The 17,075-nt window shown below is 36.4% G+C and carries 12 protein-coding genes; 6 read left to right on the top strand and 6 right to left on the bottom strand.

The window, feature by feature from the left end; all coding sequences use genetic code 11:
• Positions 1-13: 13 nt before the first annotated feature.
• The 6 genes from secA to ACHZAX_RS08880 form a co-directional block, all read right to left on the bottom strand.
• The gene (secA, locus tag ACHZAX_RS08905; protein WP_320018845.1) at positions 14-3,310 is read right to left on the bottom strand and encodes a preprotein translocase subunit SecA; all 3,297 of its coding nucleotides are present in this window, start codon (positions 3,308-3,310) and stop codon (positions 14-16) included.
• 105 nt (positions 3,311-3,415) lie between these two features.
• Positions 3,416-3,799, bottom strand: coding sequence for a hypothetical protein (locus tag ACHZAX_RS08900; protein ID WP_143470871.1), 384 nt, complete (start codon positions 3,797-3,799; stop codon positions 3,416-3,418).
• A 101-nt stretch (positions 3,800-3,900) separates the two neighbouring features.
• Positions 3,901-4,413 (bottom strand): ferritin, encoded by a 513-nt coding sequence (locus ACHZAX_RS08895; RefSeq protein ID WP_101309551.1) that lies wholly within the window; start codon positions 4,411-4,413, stop codon positions 3,901-3,903.
• Positions 4,414-4,602: 189 nt separating this feature from the next.
• A complete protein-coding gene (locus tag ACHZAX_RS08890) occupies positions 4,603-6,828 on the bottom strand; it encodes an NADP-dependent isocitrate dehydrogenase (protein ID WP_320018844.1) in 2,226 nt (741 codons plus the stop codon).
• Between the two features lie 245 nt (positions 6,829-7,073).
• Positions 7,074-8,852: a DNA polymerase III subunit gamma/tau gene (locus tag ACHZAX_RS08885; protein WP_320018843.1), complete on the bottom strand. Its 1,779-nt coding sequence runs from the start codon at positions 8,850-8,852 to the stop codon at positions 7,074-7,076.
• Between the two features lie 226 nt (positions 8,853-9,078).
• Positions 9,079-11,274: a RelA/SpoT family protein gene (locus ACHZAX_RS08880; RefSeq protein ID WP_101309595.1), complete on the bottom strand. Its 2,196-nt coding sequence runs from the start codon at positions 11,272-11,274 to the stop codon at positions 9,079-9,081.
• A gap of 308 nt (positions 11,275-11,582) precedes the next feature.
• On the opposite strand from ACHZAX_RS08880, the gene ACHZAX_RS08875 reads away from it, so the two are divergent.
• The 6 genes from ACHZAX_RS08875 to ACHZAX_RS08850 all read left to right on the top strand — a co-directional run bounded on the left by ACHZAX_RS08875 (position 11,583) and on the right by ACHZAX_RS08850 (position 17,064).
• Entirely contained in the window at positions 11,583-12,287 is a 705-nt protein-coding gene (locus ACHZAX_RS08875) for a uroporphyrinogen-III synthase (RefSeq protein ID WP_320018842.1), read from the top strand.
• Positions 12,288-12,299: 12 nt separating this feature from the next.
• Positions 12,300-13,592: a glutamate-1-semialdehyde 2,1-aminomutase gene (hemL, locus tag ACHZAX_RS08870; RefSeq protein WP_320018841.1), complete on the top strand. Its 1,293-nt coding sequence runs from the start codon at positions 12,300-12,302 to the stop codon at positions 13,590-13,592.
• A gap of 89 nt (positions 13,593-13,681) precedes the next feature.
• Entirely contained in the window at positions 13,682-14,623 is a 942-nt protein-coding gene (locus ACHZAX_RS08865) for a pyridoxal-phosphate dependent enzyme (protein ID WP_320018840.1), read from the top strand.
• A gap of 20 nt (positions 14,624-14,643) precedes the next feature.
• Positions 14,644-15,159 (top strand): hypothetical protein, encoded by a 516-nt coding sequence (locus ACHZAX_RS08860; RefSeq protein ID WP_101309545.1) that lies wholly within the window; start codon positions 14,644-14,646, stop codon positions 15,157-15,159.
• A gap of 92 nt (positions 15,160-15,251) precedes the next feature.
• Positions 15,252-15,998, top strand: coding sequence for a hypothetical protein (locus ACHZAX_RS08855; RefSeq protein WP_320018839.1), 747 nt, complete (start codon positions 15,252-15,254; stop codon positions 15,996-15,998).
• A 667-nt stretch (positions 15,999-16,665) separates the two neighbouring features.
• Complete coding sequence (locus ACHZAX_RS08850; RefSeq protein WP_320018838.1) at positions 16,666-17,064, top strand: hypothetical protein; 399 nt, start codon at positions 16,666-16,668, stop codon at positions 17,062-17,064.
• Positions 17,065-17,075: the final 11 nt, after the last annotated feature.

Raw genomic sequence — 17,075 nt, 5'->3', positions numbered from 1 at the left:
TTAATTATGGAAATTAAGCCGGAACTCCTTTTCCATGACATTGTTTGAATTTTTTACCGCTACCACAAGGACAAGGTTCATTTCGTCCTACTTTTTGAGCAACACGAACGGGTTCCGGTTTTTTAGGTTCCGGTCTTTCTCTACCTCCTCCTACTTCTTCTTTTGTAGTTTTCAAATTGCTTAAATCGGTTCTTTTACGTTCTTCTGCCTTGCGGACATCTTCAGGATCCGATAATGGAATATGACCTTTCATTAAGCTGCTGACAACACTCTTATTTATCGTTTCAATCATTGTTTTAAACAAATTGAACGATTCAAATTTGTAGATCAACAATGGATCTTTTTGTTCGTAAGAAGCATTCTGAACTGATTGTTTCAAGTCATCCATCTCACGCAAATGCTCTTTCCAGGCATCATCGATGGTTGCAAGAATAGAAACCTTCTCGAAAGAACGAACCAAATCTTCAGCCTTACTTTCGTAAGCTTTCTTCAAATTGGTTACTACCTGAAACATTTTAGATCCATCAGAAAACGGAACAACAATGTTCTCATATATTTCTGCTTTTGATTCGTATACATTTTTAATTACCGGATAGGCTTGCTTACTAATGGCTTCCACTTTTCGTTTGTAGTTATCCAAAACTACGGCGTAAATTTTCTCAGTAATTTCTTCAGGCTTCTCCTTCATAAATTCCTCTTCACTTACAGGAGATTCGGTTGAAAATGTACGAAGCAAATCCATTTTAAACTCCTCAAAGTCAACACCATGATATTCATTTGCAATCAATTCTGATATATCATACATCATATTGGCAATATCTACCTGAATACGCTCACCAAACAATGCATGGCGGCGACGCTTATAAATAACCTCGCGCTGAGAGTTCATTACATCATCGTACTCCAATAATCTTTTACGAATACCGAAGTTGTTTTCTTCCACTTTTTTCTGGGCACGTTCTATAGATTTAGTAATCATGCTGTGCTGAATTACTTCACCCTCTTTCAGTCCCATTCTATCCATTAACTTTACAATACGATCTGAGCTAAACAAACGCATCAAATCATCTTCCAAAGACACAAAGAATTGAGAAGATCCAATATCTCCCTGGCGACCGGCACGACCACGTAACTGACGATCGACACGACGGGAATCATGACGCTCTGTACCAATAATTGCTAAACCACCAGCAGCTTTTACTTCATCACTTAGCTTAATATCCGTACCACGACCAGCCATATTTGTTGCAATGGTTACAGTTCCCGATTGACCTGCTTCCGCAACAATATCTGCTTCACGCTGATGTAATTTTGCATTCAGTACATTGTGCTTAATCCCTTTTATTTTAAGCATACGTCCAAGTAATTCTGAAATCTCAACAGAAGTTGTACCCACTAAAACCGGACGTCCGGCATTTACCAGATCTACAATTTCATCAATTACAGCAGAATATTTTTCACGTTTTGTCTTATAAACCAAATCCTCACGGTCATCGCGACAAATCGGACGGTTGGTTGGAATTACCACCACCTCTAATTTATAAATATCCCAAAGCTCACCTGCCTCTGTTTCTGCAGTACCAGTCATACCGGCAAGCTTATTATACATTCTAAAATAATTCTGAAGAGTAATAGTAGCAAATGTTTGAGTTGCCGCCTCCACTTTCACATTTTCTTTGGCTTCAATTGCCTGATGCAAACCATCTGAATAACGACGACCTTCCATAATACGACCGGTTTGCTCGTCTACAATCTTCACCTTACCATCCATCATTACATATTCTACATCTTTTTCGAAAAGTGTATATGCTTTTAATAATTGATTGATCGTATGAACTCTTTCTGATCTTACCGAGTATGCCTGAATCATTTCATCTTTTTTGGCTACTTTTTCTTCATCCGAAAGATCTGATTTTTCAATTACTGCTACTTCTGATCCAATATCAGGCAGTACAAAGAAACCTGAATCTTCAACATCAGAACTAATCAAGTCAATTCCCTTATCTGTAAGTTCAATTGAATTGTGCTTTTCATCAATAACAAAATACAATTCATCGGTGATGATGTGCATATTTTTGTTATTCTCCTGCATGTAAAAATTCTCAGTTTTTAAAAGGTTCGCCTTGTTTCCCTGCTCACTTAAAAACTTAATAAGCGGCTTCATCTTTGGCAATCCCTTGTAGGTTCTAAGTAATAGTTTTGCTCCTTCCTCCAGATCTTTTTTATCTTCGCTGTTCAATAATTTTTTAGAATCGGTAAAAATCTTCATTACCAAATCATTCTGAGCTTTCACCAATTTTTGAACCTTTGGTTTCAGATCATCAAATTGTTGATGTTCACCTCTTGGAATCGGACCGGAAATAATCAATGGGGTACGTGCATCATCAACCAAAACCGAGTCAACTTCATCGACAATTGAATAATTGTGACGACGTTGAACCAAATCCTTAGGATTAGTTGCCATATTATCACGCAGGTAATCAAAACCAAACTCGTTATTGGTTCCAAAAGTAATATCAGAAGCATAAGCTTTTCTACGCGCATCTGAATTTGGAGAATGTTTATCAATACAATCAACAGATAGTCCGTGAAATTGATATATTGGTCCCATCCATTCCGAGTCACGTTTTGCCAGATAATCATTCACGGTAATCAAGTGAACTCCTCTGCCGGTTAAGGCATTCAAAAACACAGGCAATGTGGCCACAAGAGTTTTACCCTCCCCTGTTGCCATCTCAGCAATTTTTCCCTGATGAAGAACTGTACCTCCAATCAGCTGAACATCGTAATGAACCATGTTCCATGTAATTTCAGTTCCGCCGGCAGTCCATGAATTAAAATATACGGCAGTTTCGCCATCTATTTGTATGTTATCGTAATAGGGAGCTAAATCGCGATCAAATTTAGATGCCGTTACTTCCAGTTCCGAATTTTCGGTAAATCTTCGGGCAGTATCTTTTATAACCGCAAAAGCAGTAGGAAGAATCTCTTCTAATACCTCTTCAATTTTATCATCAATTTTCTTTTCAATTTCGTCAATCCGATCGTAGATTTCCTCTCTTTCGTTGATTGATAATTCACCAGTATCAACTTTATCTTTAAGACTCTGTATTTCGTCTTTTTCCGCTTGAATAAAATCCTGAATACGTTGCTTTAATTTACCAGATTCTCCACGAAGATCATCATTACTTAAAGTAGTAACTCTATCGTATTCCGCTTTAATTTTCCCTAAATAAGGACTCAATTCTTTAAGGTCTCGATCTGATTTATTACCAAACAATTTACCCAATGTACTATCTATAAAACCCATTTTGATTTGTTGATTTCGATGTGTAAAATATTCTCAACCAAAAGGTTGAAAACAATATTATTATATAACAAGTGAAATTTCCTATTGAAAAACAGGAAAGGAAAGTTAAGCTAAAACAGGGGCTCGAATATGAAAATCACCATCTGGGATTGTACCAATAAGGACATCCCGAAAAACTAAATAGTAGTGATAATCAAACCATATAGGAATACTTCCCAATGGAACAACTTGATTTTCTACAGGAAATTTAGGTAAATTCTCAAGTAATGAAATATTTTCAATGTTTGGAATGTATTTCCCTGCAAATTGATCCTGCTCTGTATGTGCAAGTATTGTTGATGAATAAGATTCATCAATATTCTGGATATGATCGGCATACCAATTGGCAAACAGCTGATGATCAACAGTTAAATCCTGGCCATTGGCCAAAGGAACTGCTGCTGCACATCCTGTGAGCACACAAAATACTACTATAAGGTATCTATTCATATCCATTGAACCCAAAAGTAAATATTTTTATTGACTTAACAGTTCTACATTATAAAAAAAGCCTCACATATGTGAGGCTTTTTAATATATTTTGCTTTTAACTAGACTTGAGTTGAATCAACAAAAACTCTGGCTTTAAATTCTTTGTCCATCATATACAAACCGTGACCTTTTCCTTCAAACATTCTTAATTGGTCAATAATTTCATTAACAGTAGCTTCTTCTTCTACCTGTTCGTCAACAAACCACTGCATAAAATTCACTGAAGCATGATCTTTTTCTTCAATCGCAATATTTACACAACCATTAATTAAGGTTGTCACATACTCTTCGTGCTTTAAAGTTTCTTCGAAAATATTTAATACACCATTCCAATCAGAAGGAACTTCTGCAATTGGCTCCAAAATAACTCTTCCGCTGCGTTCGTTTACGTAATCCATCATTTTCATCGCATGTGAAGTTTCTTCCTGAAATTGTACTTTCATCCAATTTGCAAAACCAGGCATTCCATTCGCATTGAAATAGTTCGACATTGACAAATAAAAATAAGCAGACCAAAATTCAGCGTTGATTTGCTTGTTCAAGATTTCTTCTACTTTTTTACTAATAGCCATAACGTATAATAATTTTAAGTAAGTTCTTATTCTACATCAAATGTAAGAGAAATATGGTAATCTAAGCATCGCAAACCGTAGCTTTAATCCTAATTTAAAATCAAACTAAATACCACATTTTATTGAACAAAAAAAGGTCTTCCAGATTGGAAGACCTTAAATTTTATCCGTTAAGGATCTAAATATTTATTAAATAGCGTCGATTATCGCATTTAAAGTGGCACTTGGACGCATGGCCTTATTTGCCAATTCCTCGTTTGGCATAAAATAGCCGCCAATATTCATTGGTGTACCCTGAGCATCATTCAATTCAGTAACAATTTTTTCTTCATTAGCTTCCATATCCTGAGCTACTTTAGTAAAAATTGTTTTCAATTCAGCATTTTTATCTTGTGCTGCAAGTGCTTGAGCCCAATACATTGCTAAATAGAAATTAGAACCACGGTTATCCAACTCATTCACCTTACGTGATGGCGATTTTCTTTCTTCCAAAAACTTGCTTACACCTAAATCAAGAGTTTCTGCAAATAAAGCAGCCTTCTCATTATTAAAAACATTAGCCAAGTGCTCTAAAGAAACACCTAATGCTAAATACTCTCCAAGAGAATCCCAACGCAGGTGACCTTCAGTCAAGAATTGTTGAACGTGCTTAGGAGCCGATCCTCCGGCGCCTGTTTCGAATAATCCGCCACCATTCATCAACGGAACGATAGATAGCATTTTCGAAGAAGATCCCAATTCCAAGATTGGGAAAAGATCTGTTAAATAATCACGCAATACGTTACCAGTTACCGAAATTGTATCTTCCCCTTTACGGATTCTTTCCAATGAGAATGCAATTGCATCATCCGGAGTCAAAATGCGGATATCCAAACCAGCAGTATCATAATCAGCTAAGTAAGTGTTTACTTTTTTGATTAACTGAGCATCATGTGCACGATTTTTATCCAACCAGAAAATAGCCGGCGTATTCGTTGCTTTAGCTCTGTTCACAGCTAATTTAACCCAATCCTGAATAGGAGCATCTTTAACCTGACACATTCTGAAAATATCACCTTTTTCAACTTTCTGCTCCATCACAATGGTTCCATCGAATTCTGCAACGCGAATAACACCATCTCCCTGAGCAATGAAAGTTTTATCATGTGATCCGTACTCTTCGGCTTTTTGCGCCATTAAACCAACATTCGACACAGATCCCATGGTTGCTGCATCGTATGCTCCATTTTTTCTGCAATCGTCGAAACAAACCTGATAAATAGTAGCATAACATCTGTCTGGAATCAATGCTTTAGTATCCTGTAGTTCTCCGGCAGAGTTCCACATTTTTCCACCATCACGAACTACAACCGGCATCGAAGCATCAATAATTACGTTATTTGGAACGTGCAGGTTAGTGATTCCTTTGTCAGAATCAACCATCGCAATATCAGGGCGTGATTTGTACACTTCCATAATATCAGCTTCGATTTCAGTTCTCTTCGCTTCAGGAAGATTTTGAATTTTATTATAAAGATCGCCTAATCCATTGTTGAAGTTTACTCCTAATTCTTTAATCGTATCAGCGTGCTTGGCGATAGCTTCTTCATAGAAAACTTCAACGGCATGCTTAAACATCACAGGATCAGAAATCTTCATCATGGTTGCCTTAAGGTGCAGCGACCATAGTAATCCTTCTTTTTTAGCAGCAGCAATTTCTTTAGCATAGAAAGCACGTAATGCTTTCACATTCATTACTGAAGAATCAATAACTTCATTAGCCAACAGCTCCTGCTTCTCTTTTAATACAGTTGTATTGCCCGCATTGTCAACATACTCGATGCGCACGTTAGTTGCTTTAGGCATGGTCACCGATTTCTCTGAACCATAAAAATCACCCTCCGCCATGTGAGCAACGTGAGATTTTGAATCTGCAGACCACTTACCCATTCTGTGCGGGTTATTCTTAGCATATTGCTTAACAGAACCTGCTGCCCGACGGTCGGAGTTACCTTCGCGTAAAACCGGATTTACGGCACTACCCAAAACTTTTGCAAATCTTACTTGAAGTGCTTTATCATCAGCTGTTTTAGCTTCTTCCGGATAAGTTGGGATATCGTATCCTTTTTCCTGCAACTCAGCAATCGCGCTCTGCAATTGAGGAATTGAAGCACTAATATTTGGCAGTTTAATAATGTTTGCTTCCGGGGTTAATGAAAGCGCACCTAATTCAGCCAAATAATCAGGAATTCTTTGCTCTTCAGTTAAATTCTCAGGGAAGTTGGCAAGAATTCTTCCTGTAAGAGAAATATCCTTGGTTTCGATCTCAATTCCCGAAGTTTTAGTAAAGGCTTTGATAATTGGCAATAACGAATAAGTCGCCAAGGCTGGAGCTTCATCAATTTTTGTGTAAATGATTTTTGACTTCTGTGCCATTTTGGTTGTTGTTTTGAGTGATTTAATAATTAATAAAAAGTCTCTGTTTACTTATTGAAATTTGAAATAATCACATCTCAAATTCAGAGTAAACATATGTATTTTTTTTAGTTTCCGATTTAAAAGAATCTATTTTTTAACGATTTTTTTCTTTAATTACAACTACTTAAAAATTAGGCTTCTGTACAAAAACAGAAGCCTAATTTAAATCATTATATATATGCTGTATATCATATCTTCAATTTTTATTCAAAATCCAGGGAGAATTTTTGTTTAAGCAAGCCTAAAGCGGGATTTTTCTCACACAAATAATTAAATCGATCCGAATCGGTATACATTCTTTTTGCTGTTTTTATTTGAATGATTTCTGTCTCAATCTGAATTTCTGAATTGTTTAATTCTTTTCTCAAATAGTTCCGCACCTCATTTTTCACTGAGACAACATCATCTTCCTGTAAAGGATTACTAACCATCAGAACAACACGATCGCCCCCAACTATTTTAGGCTTATTAACTGTAATAGCCAATCGAATACGATCACTTTTCCCTTTGACAATTATATATTCTTTTAGCTTTGCTTCCAGCTTTTCCTGTGTAATTGGTTCACTACCGGTAACAATAGCTTCAATAGTACTGACAGCCTTTTTATCTTTGGGTTTGCTTGCAATATTGGTACGCGAAATACCACTGTTTAAAGCTTGCTTGATAGAGACCGAACCTGCAAAGTTGGATTTTGAAGCAACACCTACGCCATTGCTCTTTTCCTTATTTCCGTTGTAAACACCACCGGTATCGTTTACTGTTTGTATTGTTTGAACATTTGAATTATGAGCAACCACTGCTTTAACCACAGTACCTATGGCCTCTCCATCAACAATTATTTTCTGAAGTTTTTTTTTGTTCAGATTTAATTCAAGTCCTTTTTTTTTTAATTCAATTATCTGTGATAATTGAATTAAGCTTAATTCGATAAGAAGTCTTTGATTTTGACTTGCTTTAAAACCAATATCACATTGATTTAAGATTTTGAGTGCTTCATATAGAAAATCAAGCGGGCATTTTTTTGACTGCTCGACATATTTTTGTTTTACCGAATCGCTAACCTCGAGCAATTGAACTGTTGCAGGATCTTTTCCTACCAATACATCCCGAATGTGAGCGCTCAACCCGGCAACAAAATGATGTCCGTCAAATCCTTTCTCAAGAATTTCATTGAGCATGAGAAGCACATCACTTACTTTTCCATCCAGAAAAGCATCTACCATTTTAAAATAGTAGTCGTAATCCAAAACATTTAAATTCTGAATAACACTTTCGAAAGAGATCTCTTTACCAGAAAAACTTACAATCTGATCGAAAATAGAAAGAGCATCACGCATAGCTCCATCCGCCTTTTGAGCGATAACATTTAAACCTTCCTCTTCGATTACAACTGATTCCTTTTCTGCAATTTCTTTAAGATGTTTAACTGAATCTTCAACTTTAATTCTATTGAAATCAAAAATCTGACAACGCGACAGAATTGTAGGAAGTATTTTGTGTTTCTCGGTTGTAGCCAGCACAAAGATGGCGTGAGCCGGAGGTTCTTCCAGAGTTTTCAGAAAAGCATTGAATGCCGAAGCTGAAAGCATGTGAACCTCGTCAATAATATATATACTATAATTGCCAATTTGTGGTGGTATTCGAACCTGGTCAATCAAGGAACGAATATCTTCAACAGAATTGTTCGATGCAGCATCTAATTCGTGAATATTGTAAGAGCGGTTCTCATTAAAAGCAACACATGATTCACACGTATTACATGCTTCAAAATCGGAACTTATATTTGAACAATTAATTGTTTTTGCAAATATTCTTGCACAGGAAGTTTTTCCAACACCACGAGGACCACAAAACAAATAGGCATGAGCCAAATGATTGTTTTTAATGGCATTTTTAAGGGTGACTGTAATTGACTGCTGACCTACAACCGATGAAAAAATCGAAGGGCGGTATTTGCGTGCTGAAACAATATAATTCTCCATAAACTCTGACAAAAAAACCAAATTGGTTTCATTTTTTTTAGAAATTCAAATATACTGAATCAATCTAAATAAAACACCAAAGGAGTTGCAGGATTTTCAATAAAAACGACTAAGCTTCTTATTAAAAGCCTGTTAATCAGGAAATCATATTGAAGATATTTATCTGCATAAAAAAAAGGATGCAACTTTACAGCGGCATCCCTTTCATATAATTATTTGTATACTGCTAATTTACAGGATCGTATCTTGTTACACGATGCACACCTTTAACACGTTTTAATTTCACAATTAAGGTATCAAGATGCTCGGTACTTGCAATTACAACAGTAACATTACCTACAAAGGATCCTGCGTTTGTATCTACTGAGATGGATCTCATTTGCACCCGAAGGTCTTTAGAGATAACATCGGATATATTACTTACAATTCCCAGCTCATCGTCTCCTGTAATGTGAAGTACGGCTTGATAAGAAGCAGAGCCTTTATCAGTCCAATTTGCTTTTACTACCCGGTACGGGTAGCGCGTTTGCATCTCACTGGCATTAGGACAACCTAATCTGTGAATTCGAATGCCTTTACCGATTGAAATGAATCCGAAAATTTCGTCACCAAAAATTGGATTACAACAATTTGCCAATGAATATTCAACATTTGAAACGTTCTCATCAACAATTAATACGTCTTCGCCTTCTTTCGTGATTTTCTTCGAAGAATAATCAGGACGTTCTTCTGGAACAATTTTCTCAATTTCCTTTTTATCAGTAAGAATATCTTTTATTTCAGATAATTCATGCTGTTCCAAGGCTATTCCCTGATACAAATCGGCCGCTATTTTGTACTTATAGAAAGTCATTAACTTTCTAATATTTTCATCACAGAACTCAATTTTCCAATTTTTCATTCTGCGCTTCAGAGTCTCTTTTCCAAGGTCAGCTTCCTTAAGCATCTCCTCTTTTATCGTCTGCCGAATTTTATTTTTCGCTTTTGTAGAAACCACAAAATTCAACCAATCTAATTTCGGTTTTTGAGAATTAGAAGTCGTTACGGAAACCTGATCTCCATTATTTAGAATCTGCTTAATGGATACATTCTTCTGATTGACTGTACCTCCTATGCATTTATCACCAACATCGGAGTGAATTGAATACGCAAAATCGAGTAAGGTTGCTCCTGCTGACAATTGTTTTAAATCACCTTTAGGCGTAAATACGTATATTTCCTTGTGATATAAATCAGCTTTAAAACTATCAATTAAATCGATGGAATCGCTTCCGTGACTTTCAATAACTTCCCGAATATCCTGCAACCATGCATCCAATCCTCCTTCTTCACTTTTTCCACCTTTATATTTCCAGTGAGCAGCAAAACCCTGCTCGGCAATTCGGTTCATCCGCTTGCTGCGAATCTGAACCTCCACCCAACGATTATCAGGTCCCATAACTGTAGTATGAAGAGATTCATACCCATTTGATTTTGGAATGGTGATCCAGTCTCTTAATCGATTTGGATTTGGCCGGTACAAATCACTAACAGCAGAATAAACTTTCCAACATTCAGATTTCTCTTTTTTCGGTGTCGCTTTTAGTATGATTCTAATGGCAAATATATCGTAAACTTCCTCAAACTCAACTTGTTTCTTCTGCATTTTGTGAAGAATAGAAGCGATGGATTTTGTTCGCGCTTTTACTTTGTATTTCATCCCGAATTGATCCAATTCAGCTTTAATTGGATCCACAAAATCTTTAATATATTTTTGTCGTTGCTCCTCACTATCCTTCAATTTCTTTTCAATCTCGAAATAAACATCAGGATTTAAATAACGCAATGCCAAATCCTCCATGTCAGATTTTACATTATACATTCCCAAACGATGAGCAAAAGGGATGTAAAGAAATTCTATTTCCTTGGATAAAGATTGTTGTTCCTCTACCGATTTATTCTCCAGATTCCGGAGATTAAACAATCGGTCTGCCATAATGATAAGAACTACGCGCACATCATCGGCAAAGCTTAATAACAGCTTTCTGAAATTCTCTGATTGAAGACTTGGATTTTGATTGTAGATATTGGTTACCTTAACCAAGCCTTGTATGATTAAAGTAACTTTAGGCCCAAACAATTCTGAAATTTCATCTAAAGAAATCCGGTCTTTTTGAACGATATCATATAGCAAAGAGCAAATTACTGAAGTTCTTCCTAATCCTAGTTCCTCAACAACAATTTGAGCTATCGAAATGCTTTTATATATGGCTGGTTCTCCATTCCTTCTTCTCTCACCATCATGATCTTTTAAGCTTAATTCAAATGCTTTTCGAACTAATTTTATATCTGCCCGGGTAACAATATTTTTACACGTAACAAGCAAATGCTTGTACCGATACAAAATCTGTCTTCTCTCTTCTTCCCTGTTGAATTCAGTCATAAATATCTTTCTGATTTTAAGTCTTGCTTTGTTTTGAATTTTGATTAAAACTGATTCTTCATGATCTTTCGGTATTCGAAACAATGATCTCCTCCCATTTTTAAGCACACTAAAAGTATAAAAGCTATTAATGAATGGCAAGCAGGTTAATACTTTTTAACGATTCCAAATTCTTATAATTCAAAGATACTCTTCTGAAGATCTAATTTTCAATCAATTGATAAAATAATACATTTCAAGAGCATAAAAAATGGTCTGATTTGTTAAATTTGTTAGCTTGCGATCAGAAATCATTTTGAAATTTATTTATGTCTTTAACAGATAAAAAAAATATTCTTTTTACCAGATCTCTAAGTTCTGAACACATAATGTATGCTGAAAAACTAGGTCTGGAAGTTACCGCAAAGCCATTTATTCAAATTGATCTCATGCCTCTTTCGAAAGAAAAGACAGATCTGATTAATTCAAAACCGGAATCAAATTGGATTTTCACAAGTCAGAATGCGGTTAAGAGTATTTCAGAAAACCTAAGCTCGCTAATTGCTTTGGAAGAAAAAAAAGTATTTGCTGTTGGAGAAAAAACAGCAGAAGAACTGTTCAAAATTGGAATAGTCGCTTTACTTCCGGAACAACACAACTCGCAATCTTTACTTGAGTTGCTTGAAAAACAAAGCGCCTCCTCTTACATTCATTTTTCAGGAAATTTAAGGCAAAACAGCATTTCTGATTTTATGGCTGAAAAAGAATTTGATTTTGAGGAAATAGAGTGCTACCAAACAAATTTGCATCAACCGGACGTTACTATTACTGATTTTGATGCCATTTGTTTTTGCAGTCCGAGTGCTGTTTATAGTTTTTTCAGCAAATACAAAATAAACGAAACTGTTCCCTGTTTTGCTATTGGAAGTACAACCGCAGTAAAACTGCTGGATTTTTCCGAACATGTTGTCATGTCTGAAAATACAAACGTTTATTCCTTACTCGAAATTTGTCACAATTACTTAAATTCATAAAACCTATACAATATGCATCAATACAAAAGAAGTTCCGAATTATTTACAGAGGCCAACAAATACATTCCAGGAGGTGTAAACTCACCGGTTAGAGCATTTAAGTCTGTTGGCGGAACTCCTGTCTTTATCAAAAAAGCAAAAGGAAGTATTCTTACCGATGTTGACGGAAATGAGTACATCGATTACATTTCATCGTGGGGGCCCATGATTTTGGGACATGCATACCCAAAAGTAATAGATGCCATCAAAGCAAAGGTAGAAGATTCAACATCCTTTGGTGCTCCAACTGAACTGGAAATTGAAATTGCCAAATTAATTGTGGACATGGTTCCAAACATTGATAAGGTGAGAATGGTTAATTCCGGTACCGAAGCATGTATGAGTGCCATTCGTGTTGCCAGAGGTTATACCGGCCGAAATAAATTTATCAAATTTGAAGGCTGTTATCACGGTCATGCCGATTCATTTTTGATTAAAGCCGGCAGCGGAGCAAGTACCTTTGGGGTGCCAAATTCACCCGGTGTTACTCCAGGCACAGCAAACGACACACTAACTGCCAAGTACAATAACATTGAAGACGTAAAACAATTAGCAGCAGAAAATAAAGGTGAAATTGCCGCTGTAATAGTAGAAGCAATTGCTGGAAACATGGGCTGCGTGCTTCCTAAAAAAGGTTTTCTGGAAGATTTACGCGAATTATGTGACAAAGAAGGAATTCTATTGATTTTCGACGAGGTAATGTCTGGTTTTCGTTTGGGCAAAGGCGGTGCTCAGGAATATTTTGGCGTTAAAGCCGATTTGGTAACTTTCGGTAAAGTTATTGGTGGTGGAATGCCTGTGGGAGCTTATGCCGGACCCGATGAAATTATGAAGGTCGTTTCGCCTGTTGGTCCAGTTTATCAGGCAGGAACCTTATCGGGTAACCCTATTGCTATGATTGCAGGATTAACCCTGTTAAAAGAGCTTAACGAGAACCCTCACTACTTCACTGAACTTGCGGATAAAACAGAATATCTTCACAAAGGATTGGATAAGGTGCTTTCGGAATCGGGGTTCGCTTACAAAATTAACCGTTGTGGCTCCATGATCAGTGTTTTCTTTACGGATATCGATGTAATAGATTTTGAAACTGCTGCAACCGCTAATAACGACAAATTCCCTAAATTCTTTCACGAAATGTTGAAAAGAGGAATTTACCTTCCTCCATCATCATTCGAAAGTTATTTCCTATCTAATTCATTAACTTATGAAATGCTTGACAAGACCATTCAAGCTGCAAAAGATTCACTTGAAGCGATGAAATAGATGTAAGAGATAATTTCACTTTAAGGTTCAAATTCCTTTGTAACCCGATTAAAGTCGGGTTACAATTACAAACCAAAAACTCCAGCAAAATGATTATCACAAAAGAAAGTTTACAGGAAACACACACAAGAATTCAAGAATTCATTCATCGAACACCTGTTATGAGCTCTCAACTCATCAACCAAATTGTTGGAGCTGATATCTACTTTAAATGTGAAAATTTTCAGAAAATGGGCGCATTCAAAATGCGGGGGGCTACAAATGCTATTCTTCAACTATCAGAAACAGAGAAAGAATTTGGAGTTGCCACTCATTCATCGGGTAATTTTGCCCAGGCAATAGCGCTTGCTGCTAAAGTGCAAGGCATTAAAGCGTACATTGTAATGCCTTCGAATGCTCCGGAAATAAAGAAAACAGCTGTAAAAGGATATGGCGGCGAAATTATTGAATGCATACCGACTCTTGAGGCAAGAGAAACTACCTTAAACGAAGTTGTCAATAAAACCGGTGCAGTTTTTTTGCATCCCTACAATGATTATCAGGTAATTGAAGGACAAGCAACTGCGGCAATGGAATTGATTGAAGATCATGATGATTTGGATGCAATTTTCGCTCCTGTTGGTGGCGGAGGTTTACTATCCGGCACAGCTTTAGCTGCACATTATTTTTCGCCAAACACAAAAATAATAGCTGGTGAACCTATGGGCGCTGATGATGCCTGGCAATCCCTGCAAAAAGGTGAAATTGTTCCGCAAACCAATCCTCAAACCATTGCAGATGGTTTGCTAACCTCATTGGGAGATAAAACATTTCCAATTATTAAGGAACATGTTGAAGAGATTATCAGAGTGGAAGAAAAAGAAATAATTGCAGCAATGAGGCTGATTTGGGAGCGAATGAAAATCATTGCAGAACCATCGAGTGCAGTCGCTCTTGCTGCTTTAATAAAAGAGAAGAAAAAGTACAAAGGCCAAAAAGTTGGAATTATTCTTTCGGGCGGAAATGTGGAGTTAAGCAGGTTGCCGTTTTAAGGAAAATAATTCTAAATTCAATGGAACTTAAAAAACTACTCGACCCTTTTCCGGCAAAAGAGGAAGCCAGATTGGTTGCTCAAAGTATCGCAGAGAATCCCATGTATATAAACGAACTGTGGGATATTTGTATCAGCAATGAGAAACATTCCTGGCGGGCAACATGGATTTTAGATAAGATTTATGATATTGCTCCTGATCTGGTTCGCCTGTATTTGCCTCAAATGATTGAGCTAGTCCCTACTCTTTCCAACGAAAGCAAATTAAGGCAATATTTAAAACTGATTAGTTTAGAACCTCTTCCAGGCAATGTATCCGGTGATTTTATCAATTACTGCTTCGATGCTTTGATTTCCAGCACATCAGCCATTGCAATTAAGGTGTATGCCATGCAAATTCTATACAATTTTTCTTTACAAGAACCGGATATACAAAATGAATTAGCTCTTGTGATCGAAGAGCAAATGGAAAATGGAAGTGCAGGCTACTGTTCCCGTGCCCGAAAAATCCTGAAAGCTATTTCTACTGTAAAATAATTAATCTTTTCCAGGCCAATATACTGCATCGCAATTGTTTTTTTGTTAAGTTTAAATTCTACTGATTTAAAACGAATTTAATTTATTAAAAGATGGATCAAACAGTTGAGTTGACAAACATTTCAGATACTATTCGGGCGATATCCAATCGGGACATCGTTAAAATTGCCATTCCTGTTGATATTTATTTACAAGAGGCCGAGAATTTGGCCCTTTGGTGTATCAAAGATCAAATGCAATTAATGAATATTGGAATGTCTGCTGACATAAGTGCTGATCTCAGACTTAGAGCTCAAACATTGCGATCGGCTCAAACCCATTGGATAGAGGAAAAAAATACCGTTTCGGAAATACAACAAAAATGGGAAATTACATCGAAGCAAGCCTGTGTCTTGCAGGATGAACTACTGTATTCATTCCGCTATGCTTTTCGCAATAAACCGAAACTACTGCCACTGGTAAAGTCCGGTTACAAACGAAAAAAACACACGGTTTTAATTCAGGATCTTTACGACTTATCGATATTAGGGATGAAATACCAGGATTTGCTTATTCCGATTGATTTCGATTTAAATAAATTAAATTTAGCCAAAACCCTGTCGGAACAGGCTGCCGATCGTTTTGCCAAACTAAATTGCCTGCGAATGCAAGGCAACAAATCAAAACTATTTCGCGATAAAGCCTATATCTACCTGAAGCAATTGGTAGATGAAGTTTGTTGTGCAGGAAAATATCTGTTTCGGAATGATCCTAATCGATACCAGGGATACACAAGTGAATTCATCCGTCGTAAAAATAATAATCGCAATCACAAAAAAACAGATTCAGATCAACTTTAAGTTTGCCCTGTTGTGATTTTCCGGCATTATGGCTAAAACAGTCAGCAAACTCATCTGTTTTTAAGTGTAAAGATTACATACATTATCAATCCGCTCAGCTAAATCATCTGCCAGATCATCTTTAGATAGAGTCAAATCATAAAAATTACAATTCAGATCATATTTAAAGCCAATCCGATCAGCTATAACAGCATAAAGATCCAATCTTCTATATTATTTATTTGATCGGTATAGTAATATTAATGATCTGCTTTCTTATTTAAATGATCCGATAATGAATTTAGATTATCTGTAAAGCTATATTAATGAATCGCATAACAATATAAGCCATCTGCCAATAAGTTTATAATCCCCGAATGGAATCTAAGCAGCCTAATATATAGAAAACAGCATCAGTAAAAACAAATTGACTAGCCAGATTCCCATGATCTTAACTTAAGGATAGCAACTTGCAGCGATAGGCTTATATGCCAACCTGTTTGTAAGTTCTGGCGATTATTTGGCTTAGTATTTAAAGCAATCTTTATCTGCACAGGCTTGATATTGATTTTAAAATGCCATTCACAGCAATCAGACTTCCTCATTTTGTATAAATTTCTCACTCAATTGTAGTAACTTAGGGTATGGACAATTTGTGAAATTTGGTATCTACCTTAAAAGATATGCCATGAAAAAGGAAGAAAAATTATACGAAGTATTTGGAGAATTGCTTTATGCACTGGCAAAAGCAGATGGAGTGATTAAGAAAGAAGAGAAGGAAGCTCTTATGCAGCTGTTGAAAAATCATGCGCTTGGCTCTGAAATATTATGGTCGTTTGAGTTTGAGGAGTCGCATAACTCTTCAGTTGAAGAAATCTATAACAAGGTGATTAATTTTTGTCATGTATATGGCCCGGCTCCACAATACGATGAATTCATTACCGCCATGAAGATTGTTGCTGATGCCTCTTATGGAATGACAGCAAAGGAACACAAATTGATTAATTCTTTTTCGGAAGATTTAATGGAAAGATTTCAACGCGACATTGACAAACTAAAACAATTCGAAAAAAAGGAATACAGGTAATTCCTTGTTTC

The organism is Labilibaculum manganireducens (assembly GCF_963665805.2).
Classification (GTDB): domain Bacteria; phylum Bacteroidota; class Bacteroidia; order Bacteroidales; family Marinifilaceae; genus Labilibaculum; species Labilibaculum manganireducens.
The sequence above is the reverse complement of the archived record's forward strand: the minus strand, read 5'-3'. Positions and strand labels throughout refer to the sequence as shown.